This is a genomic window from Geodermatophilus sp. SYSU D01119, from assembly GCF_054049975.1.
In genome coordinates, this window is sequence record NZ_JBJGYL010000016.1 from 37582 (window position 1) to 56073 (window position 18492).

The 18492-nt window shown below is 75.6% G+C and carries 17 protein-coding genes; 13 read left to right on the forward strand and 4 right to left on the reverse strand.

What is annotated here, in order from left to right; translation table 11 throughout:
- The first annotated feature begins 326 nt into the window (after positions 1–326).
- The 12 genes from ACI79X_RS13790 to ACI79X_RS13845 all read left to right on the forward strand — a co-directional run bounded on the left by ACI79X_RS13790 (position 327) and on the right by ACI79X_RS13845 (position 12533).
- Complete coding sequence (locus ACI79X_RS13790; protein ID WP_457025974.1) at positions 327–1961, forward strand: methyl-accepting chemotaxis protein; 1635 nt, start codon at positions 327–329, stop codon at positions 1959–1961.
- Between the two features lie 33 nt (positions 1962–1994).
- Entirely contained in the window at positions 1995–3596 is a 1602-nt protein-coding gene (locus tag ACI79X_RS13795) for a methyl-accepting chemotaxis protein (protein WP_457025975.1), read from the forward strand.
- 164 nt (positions 3597–3760) lie between these two features.
- On the forward strand, positions 3761–6178 hold the full coding sequence (locus ACI79X_RS13800; protein WP_457025976.1) for a chemotaxis protein CheA: 2418 nt from the start codon (positions 3761–3763) through the stop codon (positions 6176–6178).
- A 1-nt stretch (position 6179) separates the two neighbouring features.
- Positions 6180–6632: a chemotaxis protein CheW gene (locus ACI79X_RS13805; protein ID WP_457025977.1), complete on the forward strand. Its 453-nt coding sequence runs from the start codon at positions 6180–6182 to the stop codon at positions 6630–6632.
- A 157-nt stretch (positions 6633–6789) separates the two neighbouring features.
- Positions 6790–7680 carry a hypothetical protein gene (locus ACI79X_RS13810; protein WP_457025978.1) on the forward strand — a complete coding sequence of 297 codons (891 nt, stop codon included), beginning with the start codon at positions 6790–6792 and terminating at the stop codon, positions 7678–7680.
- A gap of 445 nt (positions 7681–8125) precedes the next feature.
- Positions 8126–9262 (forward strand): protein-glutamate methylesterase/protein-glutamine glutaminase, encoded by a 1137-nt coding sequence (locus ACI79X_RS13815; protein ID WP_457025979.1) that lies wholly within the window; start codon positions 8126–8128, stop codon positions 9260–9262.
- Positions 9259–10083, forward strand: coding sequence for a CheR family methyltransferase (locus ACI79X_RS13820; RefSeq protein WP_457025980.1), 825 nt, complete (start codon positions 9259–9261; stop codon positions 10081–10083). The genes ACI79X_RS13815 and ACI79X_RS13820 overlap by 4 nt, the downstream gene beginning before the upstream one ends.
- Entirely contained in the window at positions 10080–10469 is a 390-nt protein-coding gene (locus ACI79X_RS13825) for a response regulator (protein ID WP_457025981.1), read from the forward strand. Before ACI79X_RS13820 ends, ACI79X_RS13825 begins: the two co-directional genes overlap by 4 nt.
- Positions 10466–10993 (forward strand): chemotaxis protein CheX, encoded by a 528-nt coding sequence (locus ACI79X_RS13830; protein ID WP_457025982.1) that lies wholly within the window; start codon positions 10466–10468, stop codon positions 10991–10993. The genes ACI79X_RS13825 and ACI79X_RS13830 overlap by 4 nt, the downstream gene beginning before the upstream one ends.
- Positions 10990–11352 (forward strand): response regulator, encoded by a 363-nt coding sequence (locus ACI79X_RS13835; protein WP_457025983.1) that lies wholly within the window; start codon positions 10990–10992, stop codon positions 11350–11352. The genes ACI79X_RS13830 and ACI79X_RS13835 overlap by 4 nt, the downstream gene beginning before the upstream one ends.
- Complete coding sequence (locus ACI79X_RS13840) at positions 11349–11843, forward strand: hypothetical protein (RefSeq protein WP_457025984.1); 495 nt, start codon at positions 11349–11351, stop codon at positions 11841–11843. The genes ACI79X_RS13835 and ACI79X_RS13840 overlap by 4 nt, the downstream gene beginning before the upstream one ends.
- A gap of 90 nt (positions 11844–11933) precedes the next feature.
- Entirely contained in the window at positions 11934–12533 is a 600-nt protein-coding gene (locus ACI79X_RS13845) for a GDSL-type esterase/lipase family protein (protein ID WP_457025985.1), read from the forward strand.
- A 22-nt stretch (positions 12534–12555) separates the two neighbouring features.
- Here the strand turns inward: ACI79X_RS13845 and ACI79X_RS13850 are convergent, their stop codons facing one another.
- Together ACI79X_RS13850 and ACI79X_RS13855 are read right to left on the reverse strand one after the other, a co-directional pair.
- Positions 12556–13014, reverse strand: a complete 459-nt coding sequence (locus tag ACI79X_RS13850) for an ATP-binding protein (protein WP_457025986.1) — start codon at positions 13012–13014, stop codon at positions 12556–12558.
- 106 nt (positions 13015–13120) lie between these two features.
- A complete protein-coding gene (locus tag ACI79X_RS13855; protein ID WP_457025987.1) occupies positions 13121–14761 on the reverse strand; it encodes a SpoIIE family protein phosphatase in 1641 nt (546 codons plus the stop codon).
- Positions 14762–14937: 176 nt separating this feature from the next.
- On the opposite strand from ACI79X_RS13855, the gene ACI79X_RS13860 reads away from it, so the two are divergent.
- Positions 14938–16767, forward strand: a complete 1830-nt coding sequence (locus tag ACI79X_RS13860; protein ID WP_457025988.1) for a SpoIIE family protein phosphatase — start codon at positions 14938–14940, stop codon at positions 16765–16767.
- On the opposite strand, the gene ACI79X_RS13865 is transcribed toward ACI79X_RS13860, so the two are convergent.
- Together ACI79X_RS13865 and ACI79X_RS13870 are read right to left on the reverse strand one after the other, a co-directional pair.
- Entirely contained in the window at positions 16764–17678 is a 915-nt protein-coding gene (locus tag ACI79X_RS13865) for an alpha/beta fold hydrolase (protein WP_457025989.1), read from the reverse strand. The two genes, ACI79X_RS13860 and ACI79X_RS13865, sit on opposite strands and share 4 nt — an antisense overlap.
- A gap of 17 nt (positions 17679–17695) precedes the next feature.
- Positions 17696–18463: a ZIP family metal transporter gene (locus ACI79X_RS13870; protein WP_457025990.1), complete on the reverse strand. Its 768-nt coding sequence runs from the start codon at positions 18461–18463 to the stop codon at positions 17696–17698.
- Positions 18464–18492 lie beyond the last annotated feature (29 nt).

Consider the following 18492-nt stretch of genomic DNA (forward strand, 5'->3'; position numbering starts at 1 on the left):
CCCGGCCCCGCTCCCGGTCGTCGAACCACGGCGACCGGGAGCGGGGCCGCTGTCGTTCGGCCTCCCTGCGGAGATGTGCCCGAGTGCTTTTCGACCTGCGCGTGTTCCCATGTCGACAAGCTGTCCGCGCTGGTCAGCGAACCGTCCGGACGTGTCGACAAATGCCGGAAAACGGCGCGCTACCCCTTTCCGGGAGCGGCATCCGCCCGTTTCCGGATCGTTACAGACACGCCATTCCCGGACGGCGCCAGTTCCTTTTCCGTTCCGCCACTCTTCACCCGGCGGCGCAATCGGTCGCCGCCGCGCACGAGATGTGGAGAGACCCGATGAGCAACCCGACCGACGTCCGCCCCTCCGGCCCCCGCGCCGGCAGTTCCTGGTGGGGCGACCGCGGTGTCACCACCAAGGTGCTGAGCACCGTGGCGCTGGGCGCGGTCGTCACCGGCACGGTCGGGCTGCTGGGCCTCCAGGCCCTCGGCTCGACGGCGGACTCCGCCGACGCGCTCTACGCGGACAACTTCGTCGGCGCGCTGCGCGCCGCGGAGATGGACGGGCTCCTCAGCGACATGCGCGTGGGCACCCGCAACGCCCTGCTCGTCGAGACGCCCGCGGAGACGCAGGAGGCGTTCGCCGTCGTCGACGGCTACCGCGAGGACTTCCAGGCGGCGATGGACGGCTACGTCGCCTCCGGCGTCACCCCGGAGGCCCAGGCGCTCCTCGACGAGATCGAGGCCGGGATGGAGGAGTACGTCACCCTCCAGGAGACGGTCCTCGGCCCGCTCGCCCTGGCCAACGACGTGCGCGGCTGGGTGGCGGCCAACGACGCGCAGGGCGCGCCGATCGTCTCCGCCCTCACCGATGACCTGCAGGCCCTGACCGACCTCGAGGAGACGCGGGCGTCCGCGGCGGCCGCCGGCATCCGGGCCGACTACGAGTCGCAGCGCACCCTGGCCCTCGTCCTCATGCTGGTCGGCATCGCGGTCACGGCCGGCCTCGGCTGGGTCGTCGCCCGGGGCCTGGCGCGCGGCGTGGCGAGGGTGCAGCACGTCGCCGAGGGCCTCGCCGCCGGTGACCTCACCCGCACCGCCGGGCTCACCACCCGGGACGAGCTCGGCCGGATGGGCCAGGCGCTCGACGGCGCGGTCGTGGAGCTGCGCGGGGTCATGGCCTCGGTCGTCGGCGCGGCCGACGCGGTGGCGGCGAGCTCGGAGGAACTCAGCGCGTCCTCGGCGCAGATCTCCGCCTCGGCGGAGGAGACCTCGGCGCAGTCCGGTGTGGTGTCGGGTGCGGCCGAGGAGGTCAGCCGGAACGTGCAGACCGTGGCCGCCGGTGCGGAGCAGATGGGCGCCTCGATCCGGGAGATCGCCACGAACGCCGCCGAGGCGAGCGCCGTCGCCGCCCGTGCGGTGACCGCCGCGGAGACCACGACGGCCACGGTGGCCAAGCTGGGCGAGTCCTCGGCGGAGATCGGCAACGTCGTCAAGGTCATCACGAGCATCGCCGAGCAGACCAACCTGCTGGCGCTCAACGCCACGATCGAGGCCGCCCGGGCGGGCGAGGCCGGCAAGGGCTTCGCCGTGGTCGCCAACGAGGTGAAGGAGCTGGCCCAGGAGACGGCGAAGGCGACCGAGGACATCGCGCGGCGCGTCCAGGCCATCCAGGGCGACACCTCGGCGGCGGTGGGCGCCATCGGGGAGATCAGCGCGATCGTCGCCCAGATCTCCGACCGGCAGACCACCATCGCCTCCGCGGTGGAGGAGCAGACCGCCACGACCAACGAGATGTCGCGCTCGGTGCAGGAGGCCGCGCAGGGCTCCGGTCAGATCGCCGACAACATCTCCGGCGTCTCCTCGGCCGCCGACAGCACCACCCAGGCGCTGACCCAGACCCGCGTCGCCGTCGACGAGCTGTCCCGCATGGCCGCCGACCTGCGCACCAGCGTCGCCCGCTTCACCTACTGATCCCCCGGCACGAGACCACCCAGGAGCACACCCATGTCCACCACCCGTGCCGGCCGCTCCGGCGGCTGGTTCGCCGACCGCCCGGTCGCCGTCAAGATCGGCGCCGCTGTCGCCGTCCTCGCGGTCGTCGCCGTCGCCATGACCGTGCTGGCGGTCAACCGGCTCCACGCGGTCGAGGCGGCCGCCACCCGGATCAACGACAACGTCGTCCGGCTCGCCGACCTCGCCAACATCCAGCGCTCCTGGCAGGGCGACCGCTCGCGCTACAACAGCTACGCGCTGGTGGACCCGCAGACCCGCGTGGAGCTGCGCGCCGACCTGGCCGAGCGCCGCGAGACCATCGACGGCCAGCTCGACGCCTACGCCGAGGTGACGGTCAACAAGACGGCGTTCGCGGAGTTCCGCGCCACCGTCGAGGGCTACTACGAGGTCGCCGACACCCAGCTGCTCCCGGCCGCCGACGCCGGCCAGCTGCCCGTCGCCGCCGCGGTCGTCACCGGCCCGCTGCAGGACGCCTCCGACTCGATCATGGACCAGTACAACGCCATGCAGGAGCGGCGCGTGGCCGCCGGCGATGCCGACACCGGCGACGCCGTCGGCATCGTCTCCTCGGCCACCGTGACCCTGTGGACCTCGCTGGCGATCGGCATCGCCCTGGCCGGCGGGCTGACCCTCCTCGTCGTCCGCCGCCTCGTGGGCACGGTCCGCTCGGTGCAGGCCTCGGTCGAGGCGCTGGCCGCCGGCGACCTGACCGTCACCCCCGAGGTGCGCGGCCGGGACGAGCTCGGCCGCATGGCCGCCGCGCTGGGCGACGCCCAGGAGACGCTGCGCGGCGTCATGTCCTCCGTGGTCGGCGCCGCGGACGCCGTCGCGGCCTCCAGCGAGGAGCTGTCGGCCTCCGCCGCCCAGATCTCCGCCTCGGCGGAGGAGACCTCGGCGCAGTCGGGCGTCGTGTCCGGTGCGGCCGAGGAGGTCTCCCGCAACGTGCAGACCGTGGCCGCCGGCGCCGAGGAGATGGGCGCCTCGATCCGCGAGATCGCCACCAACGCCGCCGAGGCGAGCGCCGTCGCCGCCCGTGCGGTGACCGCCGCGGAGACCACCACCGCCACCGTCGCCAAGCTCGGCGAGAGCTCGGCGGAGATCGGCAACGTCGTCAAGGTCATCACCTCGATCGCCGAGCAGACCAACCTGCTCGCCCTCAACGCCACGATCGAGGCCGCCCGGGCCGGGGAGGCCGGCAAGGGCTTCGCGGTGGTGGCCAACGAGGTCAAGGAGCTGGCCCAGGAGACGGCGAAGGCGACCGAGGACATCGCCCGCCGGGTGCAGGCCATCCAGGGCGACACGACGGCGGCCGTCACGGCGATCGGCGAGATCTCCCAGATCGTCGCGCAGATCTCCGACCGGCAGACCACCATCGCCTCCGCGGTGGAGGAGCAGACGGCGACGACGAACGAGATGTCGCGCTCGGTGCAGGAGGCCGCGCAGGGCTCCGGTCAGATCGCCGACAACATCTCCGGCGTCTCCTCCGCCGCCGACAGCACCACCCAGGCGCTGACCCAGACGCGCACCGCCGTCGACGAGCTGTCCCGGATGGCCGCCGACCTGCGCACCAGCGTCGCCCGCTTCACCTACTGAGCAGCTCCACGCCCGGGGCCGGCCACCGGTCGGCTCCGGGCGCGGGACTGCCGATGACACCACCCGACGACCGGCGACGCCCGGGGTTCGCCTCAACACGGACCGGGCCGACGTCGAAGACCCAGCGGGGCGCCCGCCCCGGACAGCGAGAGAGAAGGCAAGCGGTGGACGGTCTGGACGACATCGTCGAGGAGTTCCTCGTCGAGAGCCACGAGAACCTCGACCAGCTCGACACGGACCTGGTCGCCCTCGAGCAGGAACCCGACTCCCGCGAGCGGCTCTCGAGCATCTTCCGCACCATCCACACGATCAAGGGCACCAGCGGCTTCCTGGCGTTCGGCCGGCTCGAGGAGGTCACGCACGTCGGGGAGAACATGCTCTCCCGGCTGCGTGACGGCGTCCTCGCGCTCACCCCCGAGCGCACCAGCGTGCTGCTGCGGATGGTCGACACCGTCCGCTCGCTGCTCGCCTCGATCGAGGCCACCGGCGGCGAGGGCGGCGTGGACGTCTCCGCCGTCGTCGCCGAGATCAGCGCCGCGATGGAGGACCGTCCCGCGCCGGCGGCCGCCCCGGCCGCCCCGCGCGCCGCCGCGCGCGCCGCCGCGCCCGCCGCCGCGCCGGTCGCCGAGGCCGCCGTCGCCGAGGCCGTCGTCCCGGAGGCCGCCGGGGCCGTGGTCGAGGCCGCCGCGGAGACCGTCACGGAGACCGTCACGGAGGCCCCCGCCGAGGTCGCCGCCGAGGCGCCCGCCGAGGCCGCCGCCGAGACGGTGCAGGAGGAGGCGCACGACGAGCACGCCGACGAGCACCCGGCCGACGAGCACCCCGCCGAGGACCACCACGAGGACCAGCCCGCCGGCGCCGCGCGCGCCGAGGGCCAGGGCGGCCAGCAGGCCCGCCGCGCCGTCGCCGACTCGACCATCCGCGTCGACGTCGACCTGCTCGACTCGCTCATGCTGCTGGTCGGCGAGCTGGTGCTGACCCGCAACCAGATCGTCCAGTACGTGGGCCGCTCCACCGACACCGACCTGGTGCGCGCCTCGCAGCGGCTGAACCTCATCGCCAGCGAGCTGCAGGAGGGCGTCATGAAGACGCGCATGCAGCCGATCGACCACATCTGGTCCAAGCTGCCCCGCGTCGTCCGCGACCTCGGCATCCAGTGCGGCAAGAACGTCCGCCTGGAGATGGAGGGCAAGGACACCGAGCTCGACAAGACGCTGCTGGAGGCGGTCAAGGACCCGCTGACCCACCTGGTCCGCAACTCCGTCGACCACGGCATCGAGGCCCCCGACCGCCGCCGCGCCGCCGGCAAGCCCGCCGAGGGCGTGCTCACCCTGCGCGCGAAGCACGAGAGCGGCCAGGTCGTCGTCGAGGTCGCCGACGACGGCGCCGGCATCGACCCGGTGAGGATCGGAGCCAAGGCCGTCGAGCGCGGCCTGGTCACCGCCGACCAGCTCGCCCGCATGGGCCCGCAGGACATCCTGCAGATGATCTTCGCGCCCGGCTTCTCCACCGCCGCCGCCGTCACCAACGTCTCCGGCCGGGGCGTCGGCATGGACGTCGTCAAGACCAACATCGAGTCGATCGGCGGCACCATCGAGGTCGAGTCCGAGCCCGGCCGCGGCACCGTCTGCCGGCTGCGCATCCCGCTGACCCTGGCGATCGTCCCCGCGCTCACCGTCGAGTGCGCCGGCGACCGCTACGCCATCCCGCAGATCAGCCTGCAGGAGCTGGTCAGCCTCGACGCCGAGAAGGCCGCCAACGCCGTCGAGGAGGTCGGCGGCGCGCCGGTCTACCGCCTGCGCGGCGAGCTGCTCCCCCTCGTCCGGCTCACCGACGTCCTCGGCCTGGCCTCCGACCGGCACGACGGCCACGTCGTCATCGCGGTGCTGCGGTCCGAGGGCCGGCGCTTCGGCCTCGTCGTCGACCGGGTCATCAACACCGAGGAGATCGTCGTCAAGGCCGTCGGCGGCCAGCTCAAGGCGATCGGCCTGTACTCGGGCGCCACCGTCCTCGGCGACGGCGCCGTCGCGCTCATCCTCGACGTCCAGGCGCTGGCCCGCCGGGCGCTGCGCACCGAGACCGCCGAGCGGCAGGAGGCCCGCGAGGCCGCGGCCCGCACCGTCGCCGTCGAGACCGACCGGCAGCGGATGCTGCTCGCCGCGATCGGCGAGGGCCGGCGCGTGGCCATCCCGCTGGACACCGTCACCCGCCTCGAGCAGGTGCGCACGGAGTCCGTCGAGCGGGTCGGCAACCGCGAGGTCGTGCAGTACCGGGGTGCGATCCTGCCGATCGTCCGCCTCGACCGGCACCTGGGCGCCTACGGCACCAGCGACCGCGAGGTGCTCGAGGTGATCGTCTACAGCGACCACGGCCGGAGCGTCGCGATCGTCGTGGAGGAGATCCTCGACATCGTCGACGGCGGGGCCGCCGTCCGCAGCGACATCGACGACCTGGGCCTGCTCGGCTCCGCCGTCCTCGGCGACAAGGTGACCGAGCTCCTCGACGTCCGCGCCGCGATCCTCGCGGCCGACCCGGCCTTCTACGCCACCGACCACCCCTCGTCCGCCCTGCTGGAGGTCTGACGTGACGACCGCGACCGACACCCCCACCCGCGCCACCAGCGGGCAGCTGGCCACCTTCCGGCTCGACGGCGACCTCTACGGCGTCGAGGTGGAGCACGTGCAGGAGGTGCTGCGCAGCCAGAAGCTCACCCGGGTGCCGCTGGCGCCGCCGGCCGTCGCCGGGCTGATCAACCTGCGCGGCCAGGTGGTGACCGCGATCGAGCTGCGCGAGCGGCTCGGCCGCCGGCCCCGGCCGGCCGACACCGACGCCGTCGTCATCGTCGTGCGCCTGCACGGCGAGGCGGTGAGCCTGCTGGTCGACTCGATCGCCGACGTCGTCGACGTCGACGCGGCCGACTTCGAGGCCCCGCCGGACACCCTCGACGGCCAGGCCCGCGAGCTCATCCGCGGCGCCTACAAGCTCGACGGGCAGCTGCTGCTCGCCCTCGACGTCCAGAAGGCCGTCGGCGCATGACGCAGCGTCACCTCGCCCTCACCTGATCGGTACCGCCACGCGGCCGTCACCCTCCGCCCCTCCGGCGAACGGGTGACGGCCGCGTGGCGTTGCGGCGTGATCCCCGCCAGGCTCTGACGGTCGCCCCTTCCCGGGCGGCGCCGTCGGAGGGGGAGACGTGCCGTACACGCTGGTCAGTGCCGCCACACTGGGCTTCGACCTGGTGCGCCTGCCCGGTGGCCGCGCCGCCGCCGACGTCCTGCTCACCGGCCTCGCCGCCGGCCCCGCCGAGCTCACCGCGCTCGCCGCCGCCGCCCGGTCCCGCGACGCCGACCGCGAGCAGCGCGCCACCCTCGCCGTCCGCTCCCGCCGGGCCCGCGAGCTCGCCGCCGCCGTGCCGCAGCTGCGCTCCGTGACGCCCGGCGCCGGCGACCGCGCCGCCGTCCTGGTGACCCAGCTCGAGCGCGGCACGATCGGCACGGTCGCCGCCGTGGAGCGGGTGCTGCGCGAGGACGTCCTCGGCCCCGAACACCGCGCGTACGCCGAGGCCGACCCGGAGGTGCGCGAGCGGGCCGCCGAGGTGCTCGCCGACGCCGTGGTGGGGGAGTGGGCGGCCGGTGTGCTGCCGCCGCTGGTCCGCCGCGAGCTGGTGACGCCGTTCGCCACCGCCGTCCCCGACGCCGCCGTGCGCGGCGCCGGCGCCGACCTCGGCCCGGCCACGCCCGGGCTCTCCTCGCTGCTGGCCACCTTCGGCGCCCTGGACGCCCGCGGCCGCGACCGCTGGCGGGCCGCCGTCGACGAGGGCCGGCCCGAGCAGCGCCCGTGGGCCACGGCCATGCACGAGGCCTCGTGGGCCGCGCACGTCTCCGGCCGCACCCGGGCGCTGGCCACCGCCCAGCTGCTCGGGGTCCGCGCGTTCGCGGCGGGCGGCCTCGACGCCCGCGACGGCGCCTCCGGCTCGTGGAACGCCCTCGCCGGCGTCGTCCAGGGGCTGGCCATGGGCGACCTGCTCGACAGCAGCGCGCTCGGCGTCCTCCTGGCCCCCTGGCACCGCGTCACCGGCCGCTGATCGGCGTCCTCCCGAGTCGATCATCGGCTCGTTGCCGCTGACACGCGCGGACACGCCGGGCCGAGCGGCGACCATCCGCATCTCGCGCCCGGGCCGAGCGCCTGCCGGCCCGGGCGGGCTCGCGGTGACCGCGCCCCGTCGTCCCCCGATCCGGTGAGCCGGCGCGCTTCCGCGCAGGTCAGCGCGGTGCCCGCCACCGCACCCGCCGGCGGCGCTGTCGACATGGGAACGCCCGCCCGCCACTGACCCGCCACCCCCGTAACGGTTGCGCGGGACGCGTCAACACGACGGGTGGGACGGCCGACAACTCCTGGGACAGGCGATGCGGGTGGGATGCCCGAGGCCGTTCCGGATCAGCGCCGGAAGTGACCTTGACCCCTCCTCCCGCGGTGCCGAGACCCCGAGGAACGGCCCCCCGGCCGTTGCCGGCCGAGCAGGAGGACGTGTGGACCCGATCCGGGTGCTGGTGGTCGACGACTCGGTCGTCGTCCGCAAGATCGTGACGGACGTGCTGTCCTCCGATCCCTCCATCGAGGTCGTCGGGACGGCGGTGAACGGCAAGCTCGCCCAGGGCAAGGTCGACGCGCTCAGGCCCGACCTGATCACGATGGACATCGAGATGCCGGAGATGAACGGCATCGAGGCGGTGCGCGCGATCCGCGCCCGCCGCAACCGCGTGCCGATCGTCATGTTCAGCACCCTCACCGAGCGGGGCGCGTCGGCCACCCTCGACGCCCTCTCCGCCGGCGCGAACGACTACGTCACCAAGCCGGCGAACGTCGGCAGCGTCGCGCAGTCGATGGAGAGCGTGCGCGAGCAGCTCATCCCCAAGATCAAGGCGCTCACCGGGCGTCCGGTGGGCCTGCCCGGCCTCGCCGCCCGCCCGGTCGCCGCGGTGGCCCCCCGCCCGCCGGCGCCCCGCACGACCCCGCACAAGGCGCCCGCGGTCCTGGTGATCGGCTCCTCCACCGGCGGCCCCGAGGCCCTGGCCAAGGTCATCCCGGCGCTGCCGGCGACCCTGCCCGTGCCGGTGCTGCTCGTGCAGCACATGCCGCCGGTCTTCACCCGCCAGTTCGCCCAGCGCCTCGACCGGCTCAGCGCCCTGCGGGTCGTGGAGGCCGTCGACGGCTCGCCGCTGCTGCCCGGCACCGTGCACCTGGCCCCCGGCGACCACCACCTCACCGTGCGCGGCACCGGCCGCGGCGCCGTGACGATGCTGTCGCAGGGCCCGCCCGAGAACTTCTGCCGCCCCGCCGTCGACCCGCTGTTCCGCTCCGCGGTCGCCGCCTTCGACGGCGCCGTCCTGTCCGTGGTGCTCACCGGCATGGGCTCCGACGGCCGCGCCGGCGCCGGCGTCATCCGCGACGCCGGCGGCACCGTGATCGCGCAGGACCAGGCCACCTCCGTCGTCTGGGGCATGCCCGGCGCCGTCACGCAGGCCGGCCTGGCCGACGAGGTCCTCCCGCTCGACCGCGTGGCCGAGGCGATCACCCGCCACCTGGCGCCCGCGCAGGCCCGCGCCCTCCCCGGCAGCCCGCCGCAGCCCGCCCACCTGACCCTCGCGACGGGAGCTCCCCGATGACCCTCACCGCCACCCGCTTCGACTGGGTGCGTCAGCTGGTGCACCGGGAGAGCGCCATCGTGCTCGCGCCCGGCAAGGAGTACCTCGTCGAGGCCCGGCTCCTCCCGCTGGCCCGCAAGATGGGTCTGTCCGACGTCGACCAGCTCGTCGACACCGTGCGCAGCCGGCCGCGGCCCGACGACACCCGCCAGATCGTCGAGGCGCTCACCACCAACGAGACCTCGTGGTTCCGTGACGGTGACCCGTTCACCGCGCTGACCTCCACCGTGCTGCCGGCGCTGCAGTCCGCGCGCGGCCCGGCCGAGCGGCTGCAGATCTGGTCGGCGGCCTGTTCCAGTGGCCAGGAGGCCTACACGATCGCGATGCTGCTCGAGGACGCGATGCCGAACGCGGCGGCGCGGGTCGCGATCACCGCCACCGACATCTCCCGCGAGATGGTCGAGCGGACCCGCGCCGGCCGGTTCAGCCAGCTCGAGGTCAACCGCGGGCTGCCCGCGCCCATGCTGGTGCGCCACTTCCAGCGGGCCGGCAGCGAGTGGGAGGTCTCGCCGACCCTGCGCCGCATGGTCACCGCCCGCGAGTGCAACCTGGCCGCCCCGCTGCCGCGGATGGGCCCGTTCGACGTCGTGTACCTCCGCAACGTCCTCATCTACTTCGACCTGCCCACCAAGCAGGCGATCCTCCGCCGGGTGCGCGAGCTCATGCGTCCCGACGGGTGGCTGTTCCTCGGTGCCGCCGAGACCACCCTCGGCGTCGACGACTCCTGGAGCCGCGTCGTCATCGGCCGGACCTCCGCTTACCGCCCGCTGAAGGGGGCATGACCGTGCGCGCTCTGGTGATCGACGACTCCCGCGCCATGCGGCGCATCGTGACCGGGACCCTCGAGGGGTACGGCTACGAGACGCGGCAGGCCGGACACGGCCAGGAGGCGCTCGACGTCCTCCACGGGGGCTGGGTGCCGGACCTCTGCACCATCGACTGGAACATGCCGGTGATGGACGGACTGCAGTTCGTCAACGCCGTCCGCGCGAACCCGGCCTGGCGGTCGGTGACCCTCATGATGGTCACCTCCGAGAGCGAGCACGGCCAGATCGTGCGCGCGCTGGCCGCCGGCGCCCACGAGTACGTCATCAAGCCGTTCACCGCCGACGCCCTGCGCGACAAGCTCGCGCTGCTCGGCCTGCTCCCGCAGGAGGTCTCCCTGTGACCGCCCCGACCGACGCCGGGCCGCGCCGCCGCGCCGGCGACCGCCCGCCGGCCGTCGCCGAGCTCATCGACGACGTCACCGTCACCGAGATCACCGAGCAGGCGTGGCTCGCCCTCGTCGGCGAGGACGAGGTGCTCGTGCCGCTCCCGGCGCCTCTGCCGGCCGACACGCTGAGCTCCTGGGTGGACATCACCGGCCCCTGGACCGGCACCGTCGTCCTCACCACCGGCCGCGACACCGCCCTGGAGCTCACCCGCGCGCTCCTGCGCGAGCACTCCCCGGAGGTGCTCGAGGACGAGGACGTCGACGACGCCCTCGGCGAGCTCGCCAACGTGGTCGGCGGCAACGTCAAGGCCGTCCTCCCCGGACCGTCCGCCCTCGGCCTGCCCGAGGTCGGTGCCACCCCGCCCGCCGGCTCCCCCGCCGACACCGTCCGCGTCGACGTCCTGTGGCGCGGACAGCCGCTCACCGTCTCCGTGCAGTCCGTCCTGCACACCGAAGAAGAGAACGAGGTGCCCCTGTGAAGATCCTGGTCGCCGACGACAGCCGCGTCATGCGGCAGATCGTCATCCGCACCCTGCGGCAGGCCGGTTACGACGACCACGACATCGTCGAGGCCGAGGACGGCCGCGACGCCTACGAGAAGGTGCAGTCCGAGAGCCCGGACCTGGTCCTGTCCGACTGGAACATGCCGAACATGACCGGCCTGGAGTGCCTGCAGGCGCTGCGCGGCTCGGGCTCCTCGGTGCCGTTCGGCTTCGTCACCTCGGAGGGCTCGGCCGAGATGCGGGAGAAGGCCGCCGACGCCGGCGCGCTGTTCCTCATCGCCAAGCCGTTCACCGCCGACACGTTCTCCGAGCACCTCGACGCGGTGCTGGCATGACCGCCCCGCTCACGGTCGTCCTGCCGGACGCCAAGGCCGTCAAGGACATGCTCTCGGGCCTGGTCGGCAAGCCGGTCTCGGTTACCCCGGGCGCCCCGGTCACGCCGACCGAGAAGGACCCGGTCTCGGTCGCGGTCTACGTCAGCCCGACGATGGCCGTCAACGCCCTCTGCGTCATGGACCTGCCGCTCGCGGCGTGGACCGGCGGTGCGCTGGCCCTGCTCCCGCCCGGCGGCGTCCAGGACGCCGTCGAGGAGGACGGCGAGCTCACCGCGATGCTCACCGAGGCCCTGCACGAGGTCGTCAACGTCCTGTCGGCGCTGTTCAACGTGCCCGGCGCGCCGCACTCGAAGCTCTACCAGTCGTACGCCCCGGGCGACGACCTGCCGGGCGACATCGCCGGCATGCTCGCCGCCTTCAACCGGCTCGACCTCGCCGTCGAGGTCCCCGGCTACGGCAAGGGACGCCTCTCGCTGGTGATCCCCTCCTGAGGGCTGCCCCGGGGCGGCGCAGGGACACCCGTCCCCGCCGCCCCGGGCGCACTCGGCCCCCGCCGTCCGCCCGGACGGCACACTCTGCCCGTGACCCGGGACCTGCGCCTGTGCCTCGTCGGGGACTCCTTCACCGCCGGGGTCGGTGACGGGACCGGCGCCGGCTGGGTCGGGCCCGTGCTCGCCGCGCTGCGGGACGACGGGGTCGACGTGACCGGCTACCCGCTCGGGGTCCGCCGGGAGACCTCCCTCGACATCGCCCGCCGCTGGTACCCCGAGGTCCGTGCCCGGCTCCGCGACGGCACCGACCACCGCGTCGTGCTGTCCCTCGGCGCCAACGACGTCTCCGCGCCCGACGGGCGCCGCCGCGTCCCGCAGGAGCGCACGCTCGAGGTGCTCGCCGGGATGCTCGACGAGGCGCACGCCGCCGGCTGGCCCGCCTTCGTCACCGGCCCGCCGCCGGGCCCCGACGACGGCTGGACCGAGCGCGCGCTGGCGCTGTCGGCCGCGATGGCGGAGGTGGCCACCTCCCGAGGCGTCCCGTTCGCCGACCTCGCCGCCCCGCTCGCCGGCGACCCGGCCTGGGCGGAGGCGGTGCGCGCCGGCGACGGCGTCCACCCCGACGAACGCGGCTACCGGCTGCTCACCGCCGTCGTCCTGCCCCCGCTGCGCGCCTGGCTGGCGGGATGAGCCGGCCTGACCGGCAGGCTGGTCAGGCGGTGCTGACCGCCGCCTCCTCGATCGACGTCGGCAGGCAGGCCCACACGTGCTTGCAGCCGTCGTCGACGTACCAGCCGTGGGCCACCGACAGCCGGGCGACGAGGTAGAGGCCCAGGCCGCCCTGCGCCGGGTCCCGACCGACCGCGGGCGCCGGCATCGTGTCGGGGTCGCGGTCGCTGACGTCGAGCAGCCAGCCGCCCGTGCCGGCCACCACGGTGGCGACGACGGGGGACAGGCCGTGCCGCAGCGCGTTCGACGCCAACTCGTCGAACGCCAGGATCAGCCGGTCCGACGCGGGGTCCTCCGGGTCGCGGGGGAAGCCCAGGGCGCTCAGGTGGTCCCGGAGGCCGGCGCGCGCAGCCGGGAGCTCGGCGATGTCGCCCAGGTCCCAGCGCCACAGCTCACCGCGGCCGTCGGGCAGCGGCCGCAGTGGCCAGCTCAGTCGCGCCATGTCCTCTCTCCGCCGTCGTCCCGTTCTCGGACGGTCACCGGGGTGCCCAGCCGGTGCACCGCCCAACCGTGTCCGCCCCCGCAGGGTGAGGCGTGTCTCGCGCCCGTCAGACCGGCGGGCTGACCGTCAGCGCCACGACGGCGACGTCGTCCTGCGGGGTGCCCTCCAGCATCCGGGCCAGCAGCTCGTCGCACAGCCGCGGCAGGGGGGAGCCGGCGAGCCCGGCCAGCGTCGCGTGCAGCCGCGCGGTGCCCTCGTCGAGGGTGCTCCTGCGCCGCTCGACCAGCCCGTCGGTGTGCAGCAGCACCGTCGTCCCGGGGGCCAGCGGCACCACGTCCTCCCGGCGCTCGGCCTCCGGGTCGACGCCGAGCAGCAGGTCGGCCTCCTCGTGCTCCAGCGCCTCGACACTGCCGTCGGGCCGCAGCAGGACCGGCGGCGGGTGCCCGGCGTTGGCCCACCGCAGCCGCGCGCCGCCGCACTCCAGCCGGGCGACGGCGGCGGTGGCGAGCGTGCCGGCGTGCATCGTCGCCATCGCCTCGTCCAGGCCCCGCAGCACGTCGGCGGGGCCGCCCCGGCTGGAGTGCGCGATGCCGCGGACCAGCCCCCGCAGCTGCCCCATCGCCGCGGCCGCCGCGGTGTCGTGCCCGACGACGTCGCCGATGACGACGACGGCGTCGCCGTCGGGGTGCCGGAACGCGTCGTACCAGTCCCCGCCCACGCGCGCGGCCTCCGCGGCGGGCACGTACCGCACCACCACCTCGACGCCGGGGAAGTCCGGCGGTGCGGTGAGCAGGCTCCGCTGCAGCGCCTCGGCGAGCTGGATCTGACGGCTCTGCCGGCCCACCCGGTCGATCGCGCGCCCGGCCTGCACGGCGACGGCGCGGGCGGTGGCGAGGTCCTCGGCCGAGACCTGCCGGCCGGCGTCGAGGTAGAGCGACAGGACCCCGACGGTGCGCGACTCGGCCGGCAGCGGGAGCACCACCACCGACTCCGCCCGCAGCGCCCGCAGCATCTCCCGGGTGCCGTCGTCGCTCATGAGCGCCAGGACGTCGGCGACCGCCGAGGACACCGGCTCCCCGGTGCGCAGCGCGCGCCCGACCGGGGACGACGGCGGCAGCGTGTCCAGCCGCACCCGCGCGTAGCGGGCCAGCAGGTCGCGGCGGTCGGGGTCGGCGTGCCAGGACCCGACGTCGCGGGCGCGGCCCTCCCGGTCGACCACGGTGACCACGCAGCCGTCGGTGAGCACCGGGACGACCAGCCGGGCGAGCCGGCCGAGCGCGGAGACGCCGTCGAGCGCGCCGGACAGCTCCGCGGCCACCCGGACCAGCAGCGTGGCGCGGGCGGCGGCCCGGTCGGCCCGCTCCTGCACCGTCCGCCGGCGGGACACGTCGGAGACGGTGAGCGCCAGCCCTTCCTCGGCCCGGGCGGCGCGGACCTCGTGCCAGCCGCCGGCGGCCTGCACGGTGACCGGCTCCCCGGTGTCGGCGGCCTCGTCCCCGGCGGAGGCCAGCGCCCGCCCGGCGGTGCCCGGCACCTCGGCGAGCACCCGGCCCAGCAGGAGCGGCGACAGCGCGCCCAGCAGTCGCTCGGCGGCGGCGTTGAGCCAGGTGAGCCGGCCGGCGGGGTCCAGCGCGAGGACGGCGGCCGGCAGCCGGTCGACCAGTGCGGCCAGCGCGGCCGGGTCGCCGGGGGTGCGCCGGGTCAGGGGGACGGTCGGGAACGGCCCCGCGACGGGTTGTTCGGCCATCGCCCCTGGACCTCCCGGTGTCCACCGGGGCGCTGCTGGCTCCCGTGGCCTCGACGGCGATCATGGCCCCGCGGGGCCCGTCTGCCAACGGGCCGGCGCGCGCCGTATCACCACGACGGGGCGGACGGCCACCGCGATCGAGACCGGCCCGCCTCGATGGGGCAGCATGTGTCCCCATGACCCCGGAGGGGGCGGTCCCGCCGCCCGGCGACCTGCTCGTGCAGGCCGTCGAGGGCATGGACCGGCCGCTGTTCGTCCTGGACGCGGACTGGCGGTTCAGCTACGTCAACCCCGCCGGCGCCGCCGTCCTCGAGCGCACGGTCGCCGGGCTGGTCGGGCACGCCATCTGGGAGGAGTTCCCCGAGGCCGTCGGCGGGCCGTTCGACGCCCTCTACCGCCACGTGCGGGCGACCGGCGAGGCCGGCAGCACCGAGGCCTTCTTCGCGCCGCTGGACCGCTGGTTCCGCGCCGACGCCTTCCTCACCCCCGCGGGCCTCGTGGTCACCTACGACGACGTCACGCTGCGCCGGCGCACCGAGGACGAGCGGGCGGCGGCGATCGCGGCCCGCGAGCGGGCGGCCGCCGAGGCCGCGGCGTCCGCGGTGCTGGCCGAGACCTCGGCGCGGTACCTGGTGCTGCTCGGTGACATCAGCCAGGCGATGACCTCCACCACCGACGTCGACGAGTCCGTCGCCCGCTTCGCGCACACCGTCGTCCCCCTGCTGGCCGACTGGTGCCTGGTCAGCGTGGTCGGCCCCGACGGCACCCGCCGCGACGTCGGCCGCGCGCACAGCGACCCGGCGCAGGTCGAGGCGATGCACCGCTACGCCGACCTGCGGGTGCGCACCAACCGGCCCAACGCCCCGGTGCCGACGGCACTCGCGCAGGGCCGCCCGGTGGTCATCCCGCGCCTGACGCCCGAGGACGTCGTCGCGATGACCGCCGACGAGGAGAGCCGGGCCGCGCTGGCGCCGTTGCGGCCCTCCGCCGTCGCCACCTTCCCGCTGGTCGCCCGCGGCGAGCTGTTCGGCGCGTTCACGCTGGTCAACGGGCCCGAGCGCGGGCCGCACACCGAGGCCGAGCTGCGCACCGCGGAGATCGCCTCGCGCCGAGCCGCCCTCGCCCTCGACAACGCCCGGCTGGCCACCGCCGCCCAGCAGGTGGCCGAGCGGATGCAGCACAGCCTGCTGTCCCCGCCGGTGCAGCCCGACCACCTCGAGCTGGCCGTCCGCTACCGCCCGGCCACCCGCGGGGTGTCGATCGGCGGCGACTGGTACGACGCGTTCCTCCAGCCCGACGGCGACACGGTGCTGGTCATCGGCGACGTCATGGGCCACGACATCGAGGCCGCCGCGGCCATGGGGCAGGTGAAGACGCTGGTCCGCGCCATCGCCTTCGACCGGCTCGAGGAGCCCGCCGGGGTGCTGCGCCGGGTCGACCACGCGATCGTCGGGCTCGACGTCCCCGCGATGGCCACCGCGCTGGTCTGCCGCGTGGAGCAGGACGAGGCCGAGCGGGCCGCGGGGCTGCGCCGGCTGCGCTGGTCCTCGGCCGGCCACCCCGACCCGATGCTGCTGCTGCCCGACGGCACGGTGCAGGACCTCAGCGCCCCCGTGGGGCCGCCGCTGGGCATCGGCTGGCGCGGCCCGCGCGCCGACGGCGAGGCCGTCGTCCCCGAGGGCGCCACGCTGCTGCTGTTCACCGACGGGCTCTTCGAGCGGCGCGGCGTCCCGCTGGACGAGGGCCGCGACCGGGTGCGGGCACTGCTCGCCGACGGCGGCGGGCGGCCGCTGGCCGACCTGTGCGACGACCTGCTCACCGCGATGCTGGCCGACGGCGCCGAGGACGACGTCGCGGTGCTCGCCGTGCGCGCCCACGCGATGCGCGAGGAGCGCCCCGCGGAGGCCGGGCCCGAGGTCCTGCCGCCGACGCGAGGTGCGGTCGGCCCCCGCGCGGGGCCCGCCCCGAGCCTGCCAGAGGTGGGGACGAGGGGGTCCTCCTCCTAGCCGACGGTGGCGGCCGCGGCCACCGCCGCGGCGATCTCGCCGACCCCCTCCTCGGTCCACAGGATCGAGTAGTGGTTGGTGCCGGGCACCTCCTGCGCGGCGATCCCGAGCTCGTCCAGGCCCATCCCCGCGAGCCGGGCGTCGTCGTAGAGGCCGGGCGTCTGGTCGAGCAGCCCGCGGGAGGCCCACAGCAGCGTCGCGGGCACCGGCAGGGCGCCCGTCGCCTCCAGGACCCGCTCGTTCAGCAGGAGGTCGCCGCCGTCGACCCGGACCGCCTCGGCCACGCAGGCGCTGCGCAGCGGCACCTCGCCGGGCACGAGGTCGCGGGCGAGGTGGGCGGCCACCGCGGGCTCGTCCACCCACGGGCCGACGGCGGGGTGCGCGGCCCAGAACGACCGGACGGCGGCCAGGTCGGGGAAGGTGGTGCCCAGCCGGTCCAGCGACGGGCCGAGCAGCGCGGCGAGCTTGGCGTCGACGTCGGCCCCGGGCGGCTCGGGCAGCGCGAGCCCGCCGTCGACCAGCACCAGGCCGTGCACCCGGTCGCGGGCGGGCCCGGCGGCGGCCAGCGTGGCGACGAACGCGCCCATCGAGTGGCCGACGAGCACCGTGGCGTCGGCCCCGGCGTCGTCGTCGGCGCCGAAGCGGTCGAGCAGGGCGGCGACGTCGTCGGCGTGCCGCTGCAGGCCGTAGGGGCCGGGCAGGTCCGCGGAGCCGGCGCGGCCGCGCAGGTCGGGCGCCACCACCTCGAACTCCCCGGCGAGGGCCGCGGCCACGGGCGCCCAGACCATCGCGTTGGCGGTGATCCCGTGCACCAGCACGACGATGGGGGAGCCGGGGGCGTCGGCGGCCCAGTGCAGGGCGGAGAGCTCCCCGCCGTCGACCGGGACGCGGACCTGCACGGGCTCGACCACGTCCCCACCCTGCCCGCTCACGCGCCCAGCCGCTCGATCGCGAAGGCCACGAGGAAGCCGACGGTGGTGATGACCCCGGTCCAGGTGCGGGTGCGCTCGAACGCCTCGGGGATCATCGTGTCGGCGATCATGGTGAGGATGGCGCCGGCCGCGACGGCGGTGATGACGGCGACCACCTCGGGGGACGCGCTGCCCAGCGCCACGTAGCCGAGGAGCGCCGCCAGGCCGCTGACCACGGCGATCCCGCCCCAGACGCCGAAGACGTAGGCCGCCCTCCGCCCGTTGGCCTTCATCCCGGCCGCGCTGGACAGGCCCTCGGGCACGTTGGAGATGAAGACGGCGGCGAGCACCGACGGGCTGACCGAGCCGCCGCCGAGCAGGCCGAGGCCGAGCACCACGGACTCGGGGACGCCGTCGAGCAGCGCGCCGATCGCGATGGCCGCGCCGCTGCCGGACTGCTCCTCCTCGGAGGGCTGCTGCTCGTCCCCGGTGCCGCCGGAGCGCTTGCGGTGCCGGGCGCCGCGGCGGGCCAGCAGCGCGTTCGCGCCGAGGTAGGCCAGCGAGCCGCCGAGGAAGCCGACCGCGGTGGCCGCCAGCCCGCCGGTGTCGGCCGCCTCGGCCACGAGGTCGAAGGCGACGGCGGAGATGAGCACGCCGGAGCCGAAGGCCATGACCGAGGCGATGACCGCCTGCGGCACCCGGACGAACCAGGCGACCAGCGCCCCCAGCACGAGGGCGGCGCCGCCCAGCAGTCCCCACAGTCCCGCCTCGACAGCTCCCGGCACGGGGTCGTCCCTGCCCCCGGTTGCGCCGC

Bases quoted from the DNA above. Each gene is read 5' to 3' on its own strand.
- ACI79X_RS13790 (WP_457025974.1), top strand. From the start codon at position 327: ATGAGCAACCCGACCGACGTCCGCCCCTCCGGCCCCCGCGCCGGCAGT.
- ACI79X_RS13855 (WP_457025987.1), bottom strand. From the start codon at position 14,761: ATGGCCGAACAACCCGTCGCGGGGCCGTTCCCGACCGTCCCCCTGACC.
- ACI79X_RS13820 (WP_457025980.1), top strand. From the start codon at position 9,259: ATGACCCTCACCGCCACCCGCTTCGACTGGGTGCGTCAGCTGGTGCAC.
- ACI79X_RS13795 (WP_457025975.1), top strand. From the start codon at position 1,995: ATGTCCACCACCCGTGCCGGCCGCTCCGGCGGCTGGTTCGCCGACCGC.
- ACI79X_RS13860 (WP_457025988.1), top strand. From the start codon at position 14,938: ATGACCCCGGAGGGGGCGGTCCCGCCGCCCGGCGACCTGCTCGTGCAG.
- ACI79X_RS13825 (WP_457025981.1), top strand. From the start codon at position 10,080: ATGACCGTGCGCGCTCTGGTGATCGACGACTCCCGCGCCATGCGGCGC.
- ACI79X_RS13850 (WP_457025986.1), bottom strand. From the start codon at position 13,014: ATGGCGCGACTGAGCTGGCCACTGCGGCCGCTGCCCGACGGCCGCGGT.
- ACI79X_RS13840 (WP_457025984.1), top strand. From the start codon at position 11,349: ATGACCGCCCCGCTCACGGTCGTCCTGCCGGACGCCAAGGCCGTCAAG.